The organism is Peribacillus sp. BM1, assembly GCF_056679975.1.
In genome coordinates, this window is the sequence record NZ_CM155259.1 from 3,606,217 (window position 1) to 3,620,200 (window position 13,984).

The window sequence follows — 13,984 nt, forward strand, 5'->3', positions numbered from 1 at the left end:
AGCTACCTCCTCCCATTCCGGACTCGTTTTCTATGAAAATAACGATCAATAAGGATTGCCCCTACAGCAGAAATCGCCGTTGCAATGATGGTAGGAAATACAATATCAGTTGGTGAGGCTGAATCATACGTCATACGAATCGCGATGACTGTTGTCGGAACGAGGGTAATGCTTGACGTATTAATAGCCAGAAAGGTAATCATGGATCTACTCGCTGAGTCCTTGCCGCCGTTTAATATTTTCAATTGCTCCATCGCTTTTATTCCGAGCGGAGTCGCGGCATTGCCCAACCCAAAGAAATTAGCCATCATATTAGATAAGATATAGCCCAACGCAGGATGATTTGCTGGTACTTCCGGAAATAACAATCTAATAAAAGGACGGAATAATGCAGATAACTTGTCCAGCAAGCCTGAATCCTGTGCAATCTTCATCAAGCCAAGCCAAAACACGAGAATACTCATCAACCCTAAACAAAGGGTAACAGCTTCCTTCGCCCCTTTAAACAATGCTTCATTAACAGCATCCATTGTCCCATTTACCATGGCAAATATGACACCAATCAAAGTCATGCCTACCCATATATAATTAATCATGGTGACCAATCCCTACAAAAAATTGTATGAAATCCGTCCAAATCTTGCTCAAGTTTTGTTCACTAAACGTTTCTTGAGGTTCCCCATAAAAGATTGACCGAGATCCAACTCGCTCATCGTCATAAAATATTTCTGCTTTTCCGACAATCTCTGGTGTATTCCGTTCGTCTTTCCATTCTTTCTTTGGCTTAATTAGTTTGAATTTTACTTCCACATTTTTTTCTTCTTCATCCAAAAGCGGATAGGTAAAGGCGTGCTTCACATAGATTTTCCCTTTATATTGCTTAATCCCTACATCCTTAACAGGTCCTGCTTGTAACAATTCAATTGGTTTAAAATCTGAAAAGGCATGTTCATACATGTAAATATGATCGTTCCAGTCATCTGGACCATTTAATGTGACAGCGATCAAGTTTAGATCATCTTTAGTGGCTGTTGAAACTAAGGTCCGCTTTGCAAGCTTTGTAAAGCCTGTCTTGCCTCCTGTTGTGTATTCATACAGCCCAGTAAGCAAGCGATTTTTATTTTTCCAAACATAGTCCCAGTCTTCTTCGGAATTCGAAGCTCGATGCTTTTTCGTGCCTGAAATCACCCTGTATGTCTCATTTTTCATGGCATAACGTGTTAATAGTGCCATATCATAAGCAGTCGAGTAATGGTTCTCCGTGCTATCGAGTCCATGCGGATTTGAAAAATGACTATCTGTCATGCCGATTTCCTCTGCCTTTTGGTTCATCATCCAGACAAACCCGTCCAAACTGCCGCCTACCTCTTCTGAGATAGCTACAGCTGCATCATTTCCGGAACGTAGCATTAACCCATAGACTAAGTTTTCCAGCGTGATTTTTTCGCCTTTTTTCAAATAAAGAGAAGATCCTTCCGTCCCAACAGCATTCGAGCTTATTGTTACCGTACTTTCTAATTTACCGGATTCTATTGCTAAGATTGCTGTCATGATTTTTGTTATGCTAGCAATGCGGCTTTTTTCATGGGCATTCTCCTCATACATAACTCGTCCGCTGTCCTGATCCATTAGAATTGCACTATGGGCACTTACAGGAAGGCTGGCTTTGGCTTTGGCTGGAAAGAATGTAAAAACGATCATCACCATGCATATGCATGGCAAAACTCGATATCGAAAACGCATGCAGTCCCCTCGTCCCTTTATGGTTTTGTACAAGTTTATGCATAAAATCAAAGGATATGATAAGAAAAGCACAAGGTGCTCGTCTTATGTTCTCTGGGGTCTGAACTAACCAAGATTCATTAAAATCGCAAAAAAACCAAGCATAATATGAACCAACTTGGTTTTTACAATTGTTCTTTTCAATGTTTTATTATTGAGTTTTCCATGTAAGTTGACTTGCTTTGTCAAATCTATATTGCACCTCAGGCCAGTTCACAATTCTCCACCAGTTATCCACATAGCCTACTCGATTTGTTTTATACTGCAAATAGTAGGCATGTTCCCAAACATCCAAAACAAGTAAGGGAATCGTATCCCATTGCGTCAAAATCATATGTCGTTCCGACTGAAGAATTTCTAACTTCTTCGCCCTAGGTGCCCATACTAATAGCGCCCACCCAATCCCTTCAACTGCTTTTGCCGCTTCACTAAAATGTTTTTTAAAGGCTTCAAAGCTGCCAAAGTCATGCTCGATTTGCTTTAGCAAACTCCCTTTGGGTTTCCCGCCGCCTTTGGGACTCATAATTTCCCAAAACAAGGTGTGTAAGTAATGTCCTGATCCATGAAAAGCAGCTTCTCTTTCCCAGTGTTTAATTAAGGAAAAATCATTGGTTTCACGTGCTTTTTGCATCATAAGTTCGGCTTTGTTAAGTCCATCTACATAGGCTTGATGGTGCTTATCATGATGAAGTTTCATAATTTCTTCTGATATGACCGGTTCTAATGCATTGTAGGCGTATGGGAGCGGTGGAAGTGTGTGTTTTCCTATCGGCACTGATTTATTTAAGTTTGGCTCCTGATCCTTTTGTGAAAGTTTGGTTACGTTATGATGGAGAATATGGATACGTTGCTGAAGTTGCTCGATATCAGTTGCAGACAGTTCCTCTTCGTTTATTCCAGATGTCCATTCTAAAAGTTGATCCAGTTCATCACTTAAATCACCAGTACCATCCTGTCTTTTGTCAAGATAGTCCGCAACACCCCGAAGCCATTCTTCAACATCTTCCAAATACTGCTTATTCATCGTTTGAGTTCTCCTCCAATATCACGGGAATCTTCCTTTTTTGACGGATTAAAATTTGAGTCAACCATGATCAACATCGCCCATTCTGAACTATCCTATGAAACGATTACAGTTGTGTGAAGAATATTCCGAGTAAACAAAAAGCCGACTTGCAAGTGGATCCTACACAAATCGGCTTTTCTTTTATAATCAGTTCGACTTCATCATTTTAGTTCGATAATCGCTTTCGTAAAATTCCAGCTCTTCACGTATTCTTTGAAAGCTGCCTTCAAGATTTTTTAACAACCTGTCTACACTACCAGGAGCTTCCTTTTGGAATCTAATTGCATGTGCACCTGTATAGGCAGAACGACTGTCTTCATACCAAACATCTGATCTGGGGGTAAAGAATTCTTCCACACATCCATGAAAAATTTGATATAACGTTTTCTCAGCTGCCGCTTTATGAAATGGGGTGTTCTTTAGGATAATCTGACATTCCTCCAAACAATGTTCACTGTTCACCAACAAGCGGCGAATGGTCGATAAAATCCCTTTGTAATACGTTTCATCCCCTGGTTTTTCTTGTTTCAACTCATGCATGGTCGTTTCATTAAGATATGTCTCAAGCTCACTTATCGTTATCTCTAAAAAGTTTTGTACATTTATTAGCTGAGACTGAATCATTGTATTATCCAACAGCGAAACCTCCTTAAGGAAATTTCATCCGCCAATCCACTTTAGTCTTCAACGATCTATTATGGTCTGGCTAAGATGATATTGTTAGTATATTACCACAATTATGATAATAATGTCATTCAAGTGTTTCTTGGAATTTTTCAAAAAATAAATCAGCTTCACCTTGTTCAAAGTTTTCCTCGGTAGAGGCACCAAGCGCGGGTAATTCCTCAAGTGTTTTCAGTCCAAAATAATCGAGAAACTCTTTCGTTGTGCCGTATAAATAGGCCCTACCAGCTCCCTCGGCTCTACCTACTTCTTTGACTAACGCTTTAGACATAAGCGTCTGCAAAGGCCGCTCAGTTTTCACACCACGAACTTCCTCAATCTCAGCCCTCGTTATTGGCTGTTTGTATGCAATGATGGCCAGTGTTTCTAGAGAAGCTTGAGACAATCCGCCTGAACCGGACGATTCTACAAGCTTCTTAATATAATCTGAATGTTCCTTTTTAGTAGCCAATTGATAAACGCCTGCTATTTCAACTAGCTGAAGGCCTCGTTTGGAATCTTCATAGTATTCCTTAAGATCTTTTAGAACTTCTTTTGTCTGAAGTTCAGCCAGTTCGAGCACTGAAGTTAATTGCTTCAGAGATAATCCTTCATCCCCAGCTGCAAACAACAGAGCTTCAACGATACCTTTCCAATTAATCACTTCCAATTGTTCTTACACCATCCTTAGTTGCAACGAATATTTCTGCAAAGTTATGCTCTTGTTCGAGAAAGATTTCATTTCGTTTCACTAACTCTAATATTGCTAAAAAAGTAATCACAATCTGCTCTTTTTCTGGCTCTGGGAATAATTCAAAAAAGCTTGTTCTACCCTGAATAGCTTGTAGATCTGTCATGATTTGATTCATCCGTTTTTCTATCGATACTTCCTGTCTCGTCACTTTTGTATACATCGGTTTCTGAAGCTTTTTCCTGCGAAGCAATTTTTGCAAAGCGCCAAGCATATCATACAAGCTTATATTCAAATTTGGATGATTCATTTCGGCTTCTTTTGCAAACTCTCCTAAATCACTTGGAGGCTTCATGAACATTAAACTTCTGTCCTCTTCAAGCATTTTTAATTCATTCGCTGCAAGTTTATATTTCTTGTATTCAATCAATTTCTCTACAAGCTCATCACGAGGATCTTCTTCATATTCTATGCCTTCTTCATCGTATATGCGTTCCTCTTCATGTTTTGGTACTAGCATTTTGCTTTTGATGGCAAGCAGCGAGGCAGCCATTACTAAATATTCACTCGCCACATCCAATTCTAGATGTTTCATTGTATGAATATAACTAAGATACTGTTCTGTTATGTCAGCCATTGGAATATCATAAATATCTATTTCGAGCCGATTGATTAAATGAAGCAGTAAATCCATCGGCCCTTCAAAAGCGTCAATTTTAATATTATAAGCCATTTCAAAACCCCATTACATCATTTTCGGTAGCAAATCCTAAGGCAAACCGAATTAAGATTCGTTCTTTTTCTACCTTGTTCACAATATGCCACACTATAGTATAGTGGATTATCGGCCGTTATCCAACAGTGTATCAAACAAATATCGCGTTAAAACGTCACCATTTACCATAAATAAAGGATAAATCATTTAGCACAGGACACTTGTTAGCGGTGCAAAGCCGCATTTCGAGGTACTTTCTTAATAAAATAAGGACATCTGTAAAGTAGATTGGCTGGTAGTAAGTCGCAAAGCCCCAGCCCCATGCCCTGAAACAAAGAGGACATCTTTTTCTAGGAACATTTTTCTAAATTGGGTTTCTGCCCAAACACTTTTCTTAAAAAGTGCATACTCTGACACTGTAAAGAAATTAGAATTAAAGGAGGTACTAACATGGGCGATGGAGGATTTGGTCACGGCGGAGGATTCGCTTTGATTGTCGTATTATTCATTTTGTTAATTATCGTAGGTGCATCTTGGTTTTAATTTCTAGTTCATAAACCTTGTTAAAAAGGCGACTAGGAGTTCCAAAATAACGGTACTAAACACTAATTAATAAAACAACTTGAAATGCTTGGCCTAGTCAACAGGACTCAGAACATTTTACAAAAGGGGTTTGACGAAAAGTCAAATCCTCTTTTTTCATTGCTTGGCGTACTCTATAAAATGATTTATCCTGGTTTAACAGGTGTAATACCCAAGACTCTCCACATTGCTTGCCCGCCCCATACAAGCCTCTAGGTTGAACAAGGCTCTTTGCTTTTCTTATTTCTTGACGACTGTGCGATTCACTTCTAAACAGAGCTTATGCTACAATCACAGTAACGATTGAATAAAGGAGTGAACAAAATGGGCTACCCCAAAGAGTATGTGTCTTATTTAGTTCATTTCCATGCTAGCAGGGATTACTTCGAATGCCACGAAATTCTAGAAGAATATTGGAAAGAGGTATCACCTCGGGAAAGAGACTCCTATTGGGTAGGATTCATCCAAATAGCCGTAGCACTCTATCATTACCGTAGGGGAAATCTTATTGGCGCAAGAAAGACCATTCGAAAAGCAGGTAATATTCTTCAATTGAAACCTGCACAAATCAGCAAGCTTGGTATAGATTACGATGAATTAATGAAAGTCATCCATGAGCTAACTGAAAGAATTACCTTAGAAAAGCCTTATCAAAGTGTAAATTTGCCAATTTCTGACGAAAAATTAACCGAAGCCTGTCTTACTGATTGCCGTGAAGCTGGCTATCACTGGATGAAAGAAAGCGACATTAATGATTCTCTACTTATTAACAGACATGTATTACGCGATCGTTCAGAGGTCATTCTGGAACGTAACAAACAGCTGCAAATTCGAAAAACGAAAAGTGACTGATTCTTCCAAGGAAAAGAAATAGTTTATCGTGAAAGTGATTCAAGCTTTTTGTCCAAAAGAAAAAGACTGATTTCTCGTCAGCCTTTACTCATAGATTTTTGATTATCCCAATAAGGTATAAAAACGAGGGTTACCCAGAACAAGGTCAGACCCTGCAACCACAATATACAGTTCAATATAAGCCTCATTACCATTATGAACTGTGTATAGCGTGCTTGGTCAGACCTTTTTGGGATACCCTCGTTTTTAACCATTATTTATTTACATGAGTACTGATCTCTTGCATTGTTCTTATTATTCAACTTCTTTGATCATATCGCATTTTTCAAAGAAGGATACGGTATTTTCGTTCGGCTTAGTTTCTTTATTAGGAAAAAGCTCTTGAATTTCTTTTATCATGGTCTTTCCAATCCCTTGTTGGCGAAAAGAAGGGTTAACAGAAATATGCTTAATGATAATCACGTCAGAAAGTGAAAGGTCGATTCCAATCGCACCGACGATTTCCTCATTCTTCCAAAGATACAATTGCAGATTATCATTGATTTCGTATTCTTTAATCGTGTTTTGTAATTTTTTAATATCCTTTTCCTCAGGCATAAACGACAATAGACCCATAGCAAATTTTTCGTATGCTTTTTTATATTTGATTAACATAATATCCCTCGTTACTAAAAGAACGTTGTATTTTAATAATTGAACTGATATTCATCATACATAAAAACTTCTTTTGTTTCAACATTCGCTAAAATTCCTTTTTATCCTAGTTTAACAAAAAATTTGACCCATACTGATGAAAGTTTCACTTTATACGATCCATATCCAATATACGATTCCCCAAGTAAGCCCAAGTGCAATCAATATGAAGATTAGAGCTAGATTAGTTTTTCTCATTCATGAACTCCCTTATCAACCATCAATCGTTTGTACAGAAATATAATTAAATTTTCGGCATAGGTAGCCGCTCTCTATTTGTCTATGCCCTCATTTTACTACAACCTTTACTTTCTGACAACATTCTTTCAATTTTTTACCATAAAAACAGATATTTTACCACTTTTATTTTGAAACTTCGCTACAATCTGCTTATACTATAAAAGTGAAACTTCTATCGGTGGGGTCCCGCCCCCACTACTGATGGTAAGTCCCGTTCTACTGTTGCCTAGATCTTCGCTTTCACTTCGATCAAACGGCAGTATGAACCCGCCAATGAATCATAGACTAAGTACGCCGCGTCCTCATGTCTTAGTCTGTAACCCACATCCTGTGGGCGCAAGCTTTACCGCTGAAGAGCACAGCGGTAAGTTTCACTGTATCTCACCTATCGGGTGTAGTTCTCTATAGCCAATGACCGGTAATGGGTTCTCTCATACTATGAAACTTTTTCTAAAAACGTTCGTCTACTAATTGAAGGGGGAAATACAATGAAAAGAATGATGAAATGGGGAATATTTGCCCTGATACTCTGTATGTTCGTACCAATTCGCGCATTTGCGGATGCCGTGGTAGGCGACATGATTATTACACTTGGTGAAAATCTCACAGCAGAACAAAAACAGATGCTACTTGCAGAAATGGGTGCACCTGCTGACGCTGAGATTCTAACAGTTACCAATAAAGAAGAACACGATTATTTAGGAAATTATATTGCAAGCCGATTAATCGGAACGAAAGCAATCTCTTCTTCTTCCATCACATTGGAAAAAGCGGGTACAGGATTGAAAGTAGAATCAAAGAATATTAACTGGGTTACAGAAGAGATGTATGTCAATGCACTTGCTACTGCTGGTGTCAAAGATGCAACCATTCATGTAACGGCCCCAATTCCTGTTTCAGGGACGGCAGCTTTGACTGGTGTGATTAAAGCCTATGAACTTTCATCAGATAAAGCAATACCTGAAGAAGTAAAACAAGCGGCAAATGAAGAGATGGTGAAAACAGCTCAACTCGGTGATCAGGTTGGCACAGACGAAGCCGCCGCACTTATGACAAAGATAAAAGAAAAAATGGCAATAGATCCTCCGAAAACGGAAGCGGACGTTCGAACTATCATTGAGTCTGCTGCAAAAGAACTAGGAATTACCTTAAACGAGCAACAAATCCAAAGCCTTATTGACTTGTTTAATAAGTTGAAGGAGTTAAATATTGACTGGAATGCTGTAGGCAATCAATTGACAGAAGCTAAAGAAAAATTATCTACCTACCTCCAATCAGAAGAAGGCCAATCTTTCCTCGATAAGCTTAAAAGCTTTTTTGCTAGCCTGATTGATGCGATAAAATCCTTCTTCTCTTAAGCTTTAATAAAATTGCTTGTCTAATAGAGGATGTTCAAAAAGTAAAGGGTCTGACCACACTCTTGAGTGCAAGGTCTGACCCTTTACTTTTTTTAGTTCGTTTTTACAATTTCCTTTAATTCTAAATCCAAACGGACTAAATCTTCATACGTTTCTCGTTTAATCACTTGCTTTGCCTCTCCATTTTCCACAAAGACTACTGCTGGACGTGGAATCCGATTATAATTATTCGCCATCGAATATCCGTATGCTCCTGTACAAAATACCGCTAGAAGATCTCCGCGGCCAGACTTTGGCAAAGGTAAATCCCAAATAAGCATATCGCCGCTTTCACAGCACTTGCCAGCAATAGAAACCGTCTCTTCTACTTCATCCAATGGTCGATTCGCAAGAACGGCCTCATATTTTGCTTCATACAGTGCAGGACGAATATTGTCACTCATTCCTCCGTCAACCGCTACGTATTTACGAACTTGTGGAACTTCTTTTTCAGAACCGACTTTATATAAAGTAATCCCTGCATCCCCTACAAGGGAACGCCCTGGTTCAATCCAAATTTCAGGCATTGGAATGTCCGTTCCTTGAAGCTCATTTTGAACTTCACGAACGATTTCCTCTACATATTGAGAAGCAGGAATAGGTGTATCTTCTTTTGTATACCGAATCCCAAAGCCACCGCCTAAATTTAGCACAGGGGGTTGATACCCGAATTCTTCATTCCATTTCTTTAATTGTCCAATTATCTTTTTTGCCGCTAGTACAAAACCGGTCGTTTGAAAAATCTGTGAACCGATATGGCAATGAAGTCCTTGTACGTTCATCCACTTACTTTTTAAAGCTTGCTTTAACGCTTGCTCTGCTTGGCCATTTAGCAAATCGAAGCCAAATTTCGAATCTTCTTGCCCTGTCAGAATATAGTCATGCGTATGGGCTTCAATCCCAGGTGTTACCCTAAGTAAAATATTTACCTTCTGCTCTTTAAACACACACAGCTCTTCTAATAATTCCAATTCGGAAAAATTATCTACGACAATACAGCCGATATGATGCTCTAATGCCATCATTAGTTCTTCTTCGCTCTTGTTATTGCCATGGAAATGAATTCGTTCTACTGGAAATTCAGCCTTTAATGCTGTATAAAGCTCTCCTCCAGAAACAACATCAAGTGAAAGTCCTTCTTCTTTCACTAGTTGAATCATGGCGATTGATGAAAATGCTTTGCTTGCATATGCGACTTGAGCAGAGATTCCCAGATTTTCAAATGTTTGCTTGAATCCTCTCGCTCTTTCTCTAATTAATTCGATATCATACACGTATAGAGGTGTTCCGTATTCAGCAGCAAGCTGTACAGTATCTACTCCGCCTATTTCAAGATGTCTTGCATCATTTACTTTTCCTGTTCCATAAAAGTGCATATATGCCTCTCCCTTTCCCGTCTTTGGAGCTAATTCCCGGAGTTCTTTTGAGGGATGTCCCCAAAAGGGTCTGACCATACACACTATCACCGTTTATTGTGTCATGTCTATGTCATATAAACAATATATAGGAGATTGAGATCTGAACCCTTTCATTATGAGACAGCCTCTTCCATGTGGAATTTTTTTCTTTCCACTAGCTATTCAAAGATTTACTATTGATTTTAGAATAAAGTTAAATTACCACAACTTTTCGACAACAGCAATACTTATGTGAAACTTCTTTTTATAAGGCTACATATACAACGCTGTTGATTTTTGGATCATTTTAGCTATTGCTGCCCTTTTAGCATAGCTAACAGTATGTGAAACCGCAGTTTCACATGAATGAACTAACAATTTGGTTTAACTTTCTCCATTTATTAAAGGTATCTTCGTTTTTTCACTTATCTCACATTAACGGGTAGTAAAACCCGACTGATTGAAGTTTCACTTTATTTCGGTTGTCGATATCGATCCTGTGGATGTACAATACTTGGTCGGATTCTCGAACCTGGATAAGGTCTTCTTAACAAAATATGCGACAGTGCTTTTGGACGAAACGGGATAAGAGGCCATAAGTATGGCGTATTCAATGTTTTCACACTAGCTAGCAAAATGATGTACAACGTTATGCCAATGATTAAGCCAGGCAACTTAAATACCGCAACGCCTATTAAAAGAATTAGCCGTGAGACTTTATTCGCCACTCCAAGTTCCAAACTTGGTGTAACGAATGTTCCAACTGTAGCAACAGAAGCGTAGAGTATGACTTCTGGTACGAAAAATCCAACATCGATAGCTATCTGACCAATTAAGACGGCAGCAATTAGTCCCATTGCTGTTGAGAGTGGGGTTGGCGTATGGATGGCTGCCATCCTCAAAAATTCAATTCCAATGTCCGCTATAATGATTTGCAAGATAATCGGAATATTCGTTGATTCATTTGGTCCTACGAATGCTAGTTTTTCTGGCAATAAGGATGGATCCAAACAAAATAAGAACCAAACTGGCAATAGTAAAACAGAAGCAAAAATTCCTAAAAATCGAACCCATCTTTCAAGTGTACCAATGGCTGGGGCCTGACGATATTCCTCTGCATGCTGCATATGATGAAAAATCGTTGCAGGAGTAATGATGACACTTGGAGAAGTATCCACGAAAATGACGACATGCCCTTCCATTAAATGGGTCGCCGCAACATCCGCCCGTTCCGTATATCGAATCAGTGGATATGGATTGTACCCTTGTTTTACGAGAAATTCTTCTACTGTTTTATCAGCCATCGTCAATCCGTCCACTTTAATATTGCTTAATTCTTTCCGTACAATATCTATCAAGTCTGGATCAGCCAACCCTTTTATGTAGCCGATAGCAATATCCGTTTTTGACCGTTCTCCAACCTGCATGATTTCAAATCTAAGCCGTTCATCTCGGATTCTCCTACGAGTCAGTGCTGTATTGATGATAATATTTTCTACATAGCCATCTCTCGAACCGCGTACCACCTTTTCTGTATCTGGTTCCACTGGTGTTCTTCCTGGATAGCTTCTTACATCGACAACGAGTCCGATTGGCGTCCCATCTACAAGTACTACAATTAAACCAGAGAGTACTTGATCGACTAATTCATCAAGTGTCTTAATTTCGTCGACTGATTGATGTACTAAATTATTATGGACTTTTTCAAACACCTTTTGAGTATGTCTCTCTGTATCATTCTGGTCTACGAGCTGATCCAAGATATCGATAATAAATGCTGTATCTGTCAGACCGTTGACATAATACACATGAACCTGTTTTTTAAGAATAATTAGCTTTCTAACACCTAAATCAAAACTTTCTCCCAGGCCGACCTTCTCTTTCATAAAAGCTTCTGTTTCTTCTACGCTTTCAGGAATCGGTCGCATTTTGTGCTCTTTTTTGTTCGTCACTATACCCGCTCCTTTCTAAAATAAGTTCGACTGCAAGCTTGGTGATGGGAGCACCTTTTTCATAATCATCTTTTTTTGACATCTTTCCGATATCACCAATTCCTACGACAATCGGTGCATGTAACTGATCGATACAGTAAACGGTATCTCCGGTAATCTTTCCTGGTTCAAATTCTTCTGCCCCAAACTTATCTACGCCATTTCCTGTTAAATTACCATCTCGATCAATACTAACATCTACTGTCGTCCATTCTTCATGCCGTGTTCTTGAAGCAACAGCAATGATGCCAAGTACTTCAATGTCCTCATGAGTAGCCACATAGCGCATAGCAGTCTCTCCTGCACCTTCTCCTACAATCCCGCTATCATCAAACATCACTAATACAGGGTCTTTGGGTGCTTTTTTTATTAATTCAACAATGGCCTTGCCTGAAAGAGTCGTAGGGTTCCCCCAAGACATGGAGATGCAGCGACCGTCAATTTCCTTGGCTACAATCTCAACAACCCTTCTTGCATATTCGTCACCATCGGTTATGAGGATTACTTTTCGTTTGTTAACCATTAAAAGTATCCTTTCTATATTAAAATGAAATTTCCATCAGTGGTTTTTGCCTCACCTATTTTTCTCGATTCTCTCGCCAAAATTGAATCGGGGTATTGCAGCCTGTTAAACCGAGATGAACAGAATAAAGGTTTAGGGTTAAATTCTTGCATAAACCATTTTCCACATGTTCATCTCCCTTCACAAGTTTACGAAATAAATCCATTGAAACAATGATCCAATCACCTTTCCAAATACTACGGCCATGATTAGATAAACCATTTTATCTTGTATTCCAATCCGTTTGGATAAAATGGGAAACACATTTAGCACTTCCGTTAATGCAGCTGCTAGCATTCCATTGAATACGCCATTTGCCACACCAATGATCGGCAATACGTATTGATTCCAATGCAAGATATTTCCTTGCAGGCTAAGCCATCCTCCAGCAAGCACGCCAAATACTACGGCCCATTCATAATAATGAATCATTTTCATCGTTTTTGTCAGTTGAGTTAGCCTTGGTAGTAGTCCGAGAACAGTTAAGAAGGCGACAAATCCAGCGCCAACAGAAAGTCCGCCTGCAAAACCGAGAACGGCAACTAAAATCAAATTACCTGTCATCAATTTGACGGATACTTTCCTTATTTTCATTCATAATCACATATTGGTCTAAATCTTGTTGGTAATTGAACATCTCTACTTCAAGCGGACTTGGCTCTTCATTAAATCGTTTTTTAAAAAAGTGATTAAAAAACAGGACCATCCCTAGTCCCAAGCCAAAACTATAAGGAATTTGAATCAATAACGGGCTCTTGTCTTCCCTACCTGTAATAAGCTTAAATAATTTTTGATGGACTTCTTGCATACTCACATCGACATGATAGTTCATAATCGTGATTCCTGTACCAATAAACAAAAGCATCCACACTCCGATGAAAAATAAAAATGAGAATTTTCTTTTTTCATAGACTACTTCTACGATGGTTTGAGCAGGACCAAACGTTTGTACTTCAAGTTCACCGTCCATTCTTCCTATTTCTTGGATAACTTGAACTAGATCAATAATGATGATATTTTTGTCCTCTTTTTTTACTTCCAACAAGGTAATGTCCTCAAGCTTTCTCACTATATCCTCAGGACCAATTACTTTTACTACATCTTTAACCTTCACTTCCTGATTTAATTTGACGTGTACGCGGTTTCGCATTCGTACATATATTAGTTCCATATCACTCACCCCGCACTGTTTTTCCCTTATATTTGTAGTATGGATTGGAAATCAAAGGAACATACGGGAGAATCACAATGACTAAAAATTACCATTCAACTCAACTGTTATCTTTTCTTTCTACGGAAAAGGTGCGAAGCTTTTAAAAAGTCAGCTCCGCACCACTACCTTCATAAGGTAGT

General features: G+C 38.8%; 15 protein-coding genes. 3 read left to right on the forward strand and 12 right to left on the reverse strand.

The window, feature by feature from the left end:
• Positions 1-2: 2 nt before the first annotated feature.
• The 6 genes from AC1MGI_RS17355 to AC1MGI_RS17380 all read right to left on the reverse strand — a co-directional run bounded on the left by AC1MGI_RS17355 (position 3) and on the right by AC1MGI_RS17380 (position 4,935).
• On the reverse strand, positions 3-596 hold the full coding sequence (locus AC1MGI_RS17355) for a nucleoside recognition domain-containing protein (protein ID WP_403070500.1): 594 nt from the start codon (positions 594-596) through the stop codon (positions 3-5).
• Positions 589-1,743 carry a serine hydrolase gene (locus AC1MGI_RS17360; protein ID WP_480346556.1) on the reverse strand — a complete coding sequence of 385 codons (1,155 nt, stop codon included), beginning with the start codon at positions 1,741-1,743 and terminating at the stop codon, positions 589-591. The genes AC1MGI_RS17355 and AC1MGI_RS17360 overlap by 8 nt, the downstream gene beginning before the upstream one ends.
• A gap of 190 nt (positions 1,744-1,933) precedes the next feature.
• Positions 1,934-2,806, reverse strand: a complete 873-nt coding sequence (locus AC1MGI_RS17365; RefSeq protein WP_480346558.1) for a superoxide dismutase — start codon at positions 2,804-2,806, stop codon at positions 1,934-1,936.
• Positions 2,807-2,995: 189 nt separating this feature from the next.
• The gene (locus AC1MGI_RS17370) at positions 2,996-3,484 is read right to left on the reverse strand and encodes a DUF3907 family protein (RefSeq protein ID WP_480346560.1); all 489 of its coding nucleotides are present in this window, start codon (positions 3,482-3,484) and stop codon (positions 2,996-2,998) included.
• 115 nt (positions 3,485-3,599) lie between these two features.
• Positions 3,600-4,181 (reverse strand): SMC-Scp complex subunit ScpB, encoded by a 582-nt coding sequence (gene scpB / locus AC1MGI_RS17375; RefSeq protein WP_480346562.1) that lies wholly within the window; start codon positions 4,179-4,181, stop codon positions 3,600-3,602.
• The gene (locus AC1MGI_RS17380) at positions 4,168-4,935 is read right to left on the reverse strand and encodes a segregation/condensation protein A (protein ID WP_062178483.1); all 768 of its coding nucleotides are present in this window, start codon (positions 4,933-4,935) and stop codon (positions 4,168-4,170) included. The genes scpB and AC1MGI_RS17380 overlap by 14 nt, the downstream gene beginning before the upstream one ends.
• 432 nt (positions 4,936-5,367) lie before the next feature.
• Here AC1MGI_RS17380 and AC1MGI_RS17385 point away from each other — a divergent pair, with 432 nt between their 5' ends.
• Both AC1MGI_RS17385 and AC1MGI_RS17390 read left to right on the forward strand, forming a co-directional pair.
• Entirely contained in the window at positions 5,368-5,460 is a 93-nt protein-coding gene (locus AC1MGI_RS17385) for a YjcZ family sporulation protein (RefSeq protein WP_082674982.1), read from the forward strand.
• A 363-nt stretch (positions 5,461-5,823) separates the two neighbouring features.
• A complete protein-coding gene (locus AC1MGI_RS17390) occupies positions 5,824-6,351 on the forward strand; it encodes a DUF309 domain-containing protein (RefSeq protein WP_480346564.1) in 528 nt (175 codons plus the stop codon).
• Between the two features lie 294 nt (positions 6,352-6,645).
• Here the strand turns inward: AC1MGI_RS17390 and AC1MGI_RS17395 are convergent, their stop codons facing one another.
• Positions 6,646-7,005: a GNAT family N-acetyltransferase gene (locus AC1MGI_RS17395; protein WP_062178477.1), complete on the reverse strand. Its 360-nt coding sequence runs from the start codon at positions 7,003-7,005 to the stop codon at positions 6,646-6,648.
• A gap of 776 nt (positions 7,006-7,781) precedes the next feature.
• On the opposite strand from AC1MGI_RS17395, the gene AC1MGI_RS17400 reads away from it, so the two are divergent.
• Positions 7,782-8,642: a DUF1002 domain-containing protein gene (locus tag AC1MGI_RS17400; protein WP_480349847.1), complete on the forward strand. Its 861-nt coding sequence runs from the start codon at positions 7,782-7,784 to the stop codon at positions 8,640-8,642.
• Positions 8,643-8,734: 92 nt separating this feature from the next.
• On the opposite strand, the gene lysA is transcribed toward AC1MGI_RS17400, so the two are convergent.
• From lysA to AC1MGI_RS17425, 5 genes are all read right to left on the reverse strand, one after another.
• A complete protein-coding gene (gene lysA, locus AC1MGI_RS17405) occupies positions 8,735-10,057 on the reverse strand; it encodes a diaminopimelate decarboxylase (RefSeq protein ID WP_480346566.1) in 1,323 nt (440 codons plus the stop codon).
• Between the two features lie 494 nt (positions 10,058-10,551).
• Entirely contained in the window at positions 10,552-12,030 is a 1,479-nt protein-coding gene (locus AC1MGI_RS17410) for a spore germination protein (RefSeq protein WP_480346568.1), read from the reverse strand.
• Complete coding sequence (spoVAEA, locus tag AC1MGI_RS17415) at positions 11,990-12,592, reverse strand: stage V sporulation protein SpoVABEA (RefSeq protein ID WP_480346570.1); 603 nt, start codon at positions 12,590-12,592, stop codon at positions 11,990-11,992. Before spoVAEA ends, AC1MGI_RS17410 begins: the two co-directional genes overlap by 41 nt.
• 180 nt (positions 12,593-12,772) lie before the next feature.
• Positions 12,773-13,195, reverse strand: a complete 423-nt coding sequence (locus AC1MGI_RS17420; RefSeq protein ID WP_480349849.1) for a stage V sporulation protein AB — start codon at positions 13,193-13,195, stop codon at positions 12,773-12,775.
• Positions 13,185-13,802: a stage V sporulation protein AA gene (locus AC1MGI_RS17425; RefSeq protein WP_480346572.1), complete on the reverse strand. Its 618-nt coding sequence runs from the start codon at positions 13,800-13,802 to the stop codon at positions 13,185-13,187. Before AC1MGI_RS17425 ends, AC1MGI_RS17420 begins: the two co-directional genes overlap by 11 nt.
• Between the last annotated feature and the right edge of the window lie 182 nt (positions 13,803-13,984).

Bases quoted from the DNA above. Each gene is read 5' to 3' on its own strand.
- AC1MGI_RS17355 (WP_403070500.1), bottom strand. From the start codon at position 596: ATGATTAATTATATATGGGTAGGCATGACTTTGATTGGTGTCATATTT.
- AC1MGI_RS17360 (WP_480346556.1), bottom strand. From the start codon at position 1,743: ATGCGTTTTCGATATCGAGTTTTGCCATGCATATGCATGGTGATGATC.
- AC1MGI_RS17365 (WP_480346558.1), bottom strand. From the start codon at position 2,806: ATGAATAAGCAGTATTTGGAAGATGTTGAAGAATGGCTTCGGGGTGTT.
- AC1MGI_RS17380 (WP_062178483.1), bottom strand. From the start codon at position 4,935: ATGGCTTATAATATTAAAATTGACGCTTTTGAAGGGCCGATGGATTTA.
- AC1MGI_RS17385 (WP_082674982.1), top strand. From the start codon at position 5,368: ATGGGCGATGGAGGATTTGGTCACGGCGGAGGATTCGCTTTGATTGTC.
- AC1MGI_RS17390 (WP_480346564.1), top strand. From the start codon at position 5,824: ATGGGCTACCCCAAAGAGTATGTGTCTTATTTAGTTCATTTCCATGCT.
- AC1MGI_RS17395 (WP_062178477.1), bottom strand. From the start codon at position 7,005: ATGTTAATCAAATATAAAAAAGCATACGAAAAATTTGCTATGGGTCTA.
- AC1MGI_RS17400 (WP_480349847.1), top strand. From the start codon at position 7,782: ATGATGAAATGGGGAATATTTGCCCTGATACTCTGTATGTTCGTACCA.
- lysA (WP_480346566.1), bottom strand. From the start codon at position 10,057: ATGCACTTTTATGGAACAGGAAAAGTAAATGATGCAAGACATCTTGAA.
- spoVAEA (WP_480346570.1), bottom strand. From the start codon at position 12,592: ATGGTTAACAAACGAAAAGTAATCCTCATAACCGATGGTGACGAATAT.
- AC1MGI_RS17420 (WP_480349849.1), bottom strand. From the start codon at position 13,195: ATGACAGGTAATTTGATTTTAGTTGCCGTTCTCGGTTTTGCAGGCGGA.
- AC1MGI_RS17425 (WP_480346572.1), bottom strand. From the start codon at position 13,802: ATGGAACTAATATATGTACGAATGCGAAACCGCGTACACGTCAAATTA.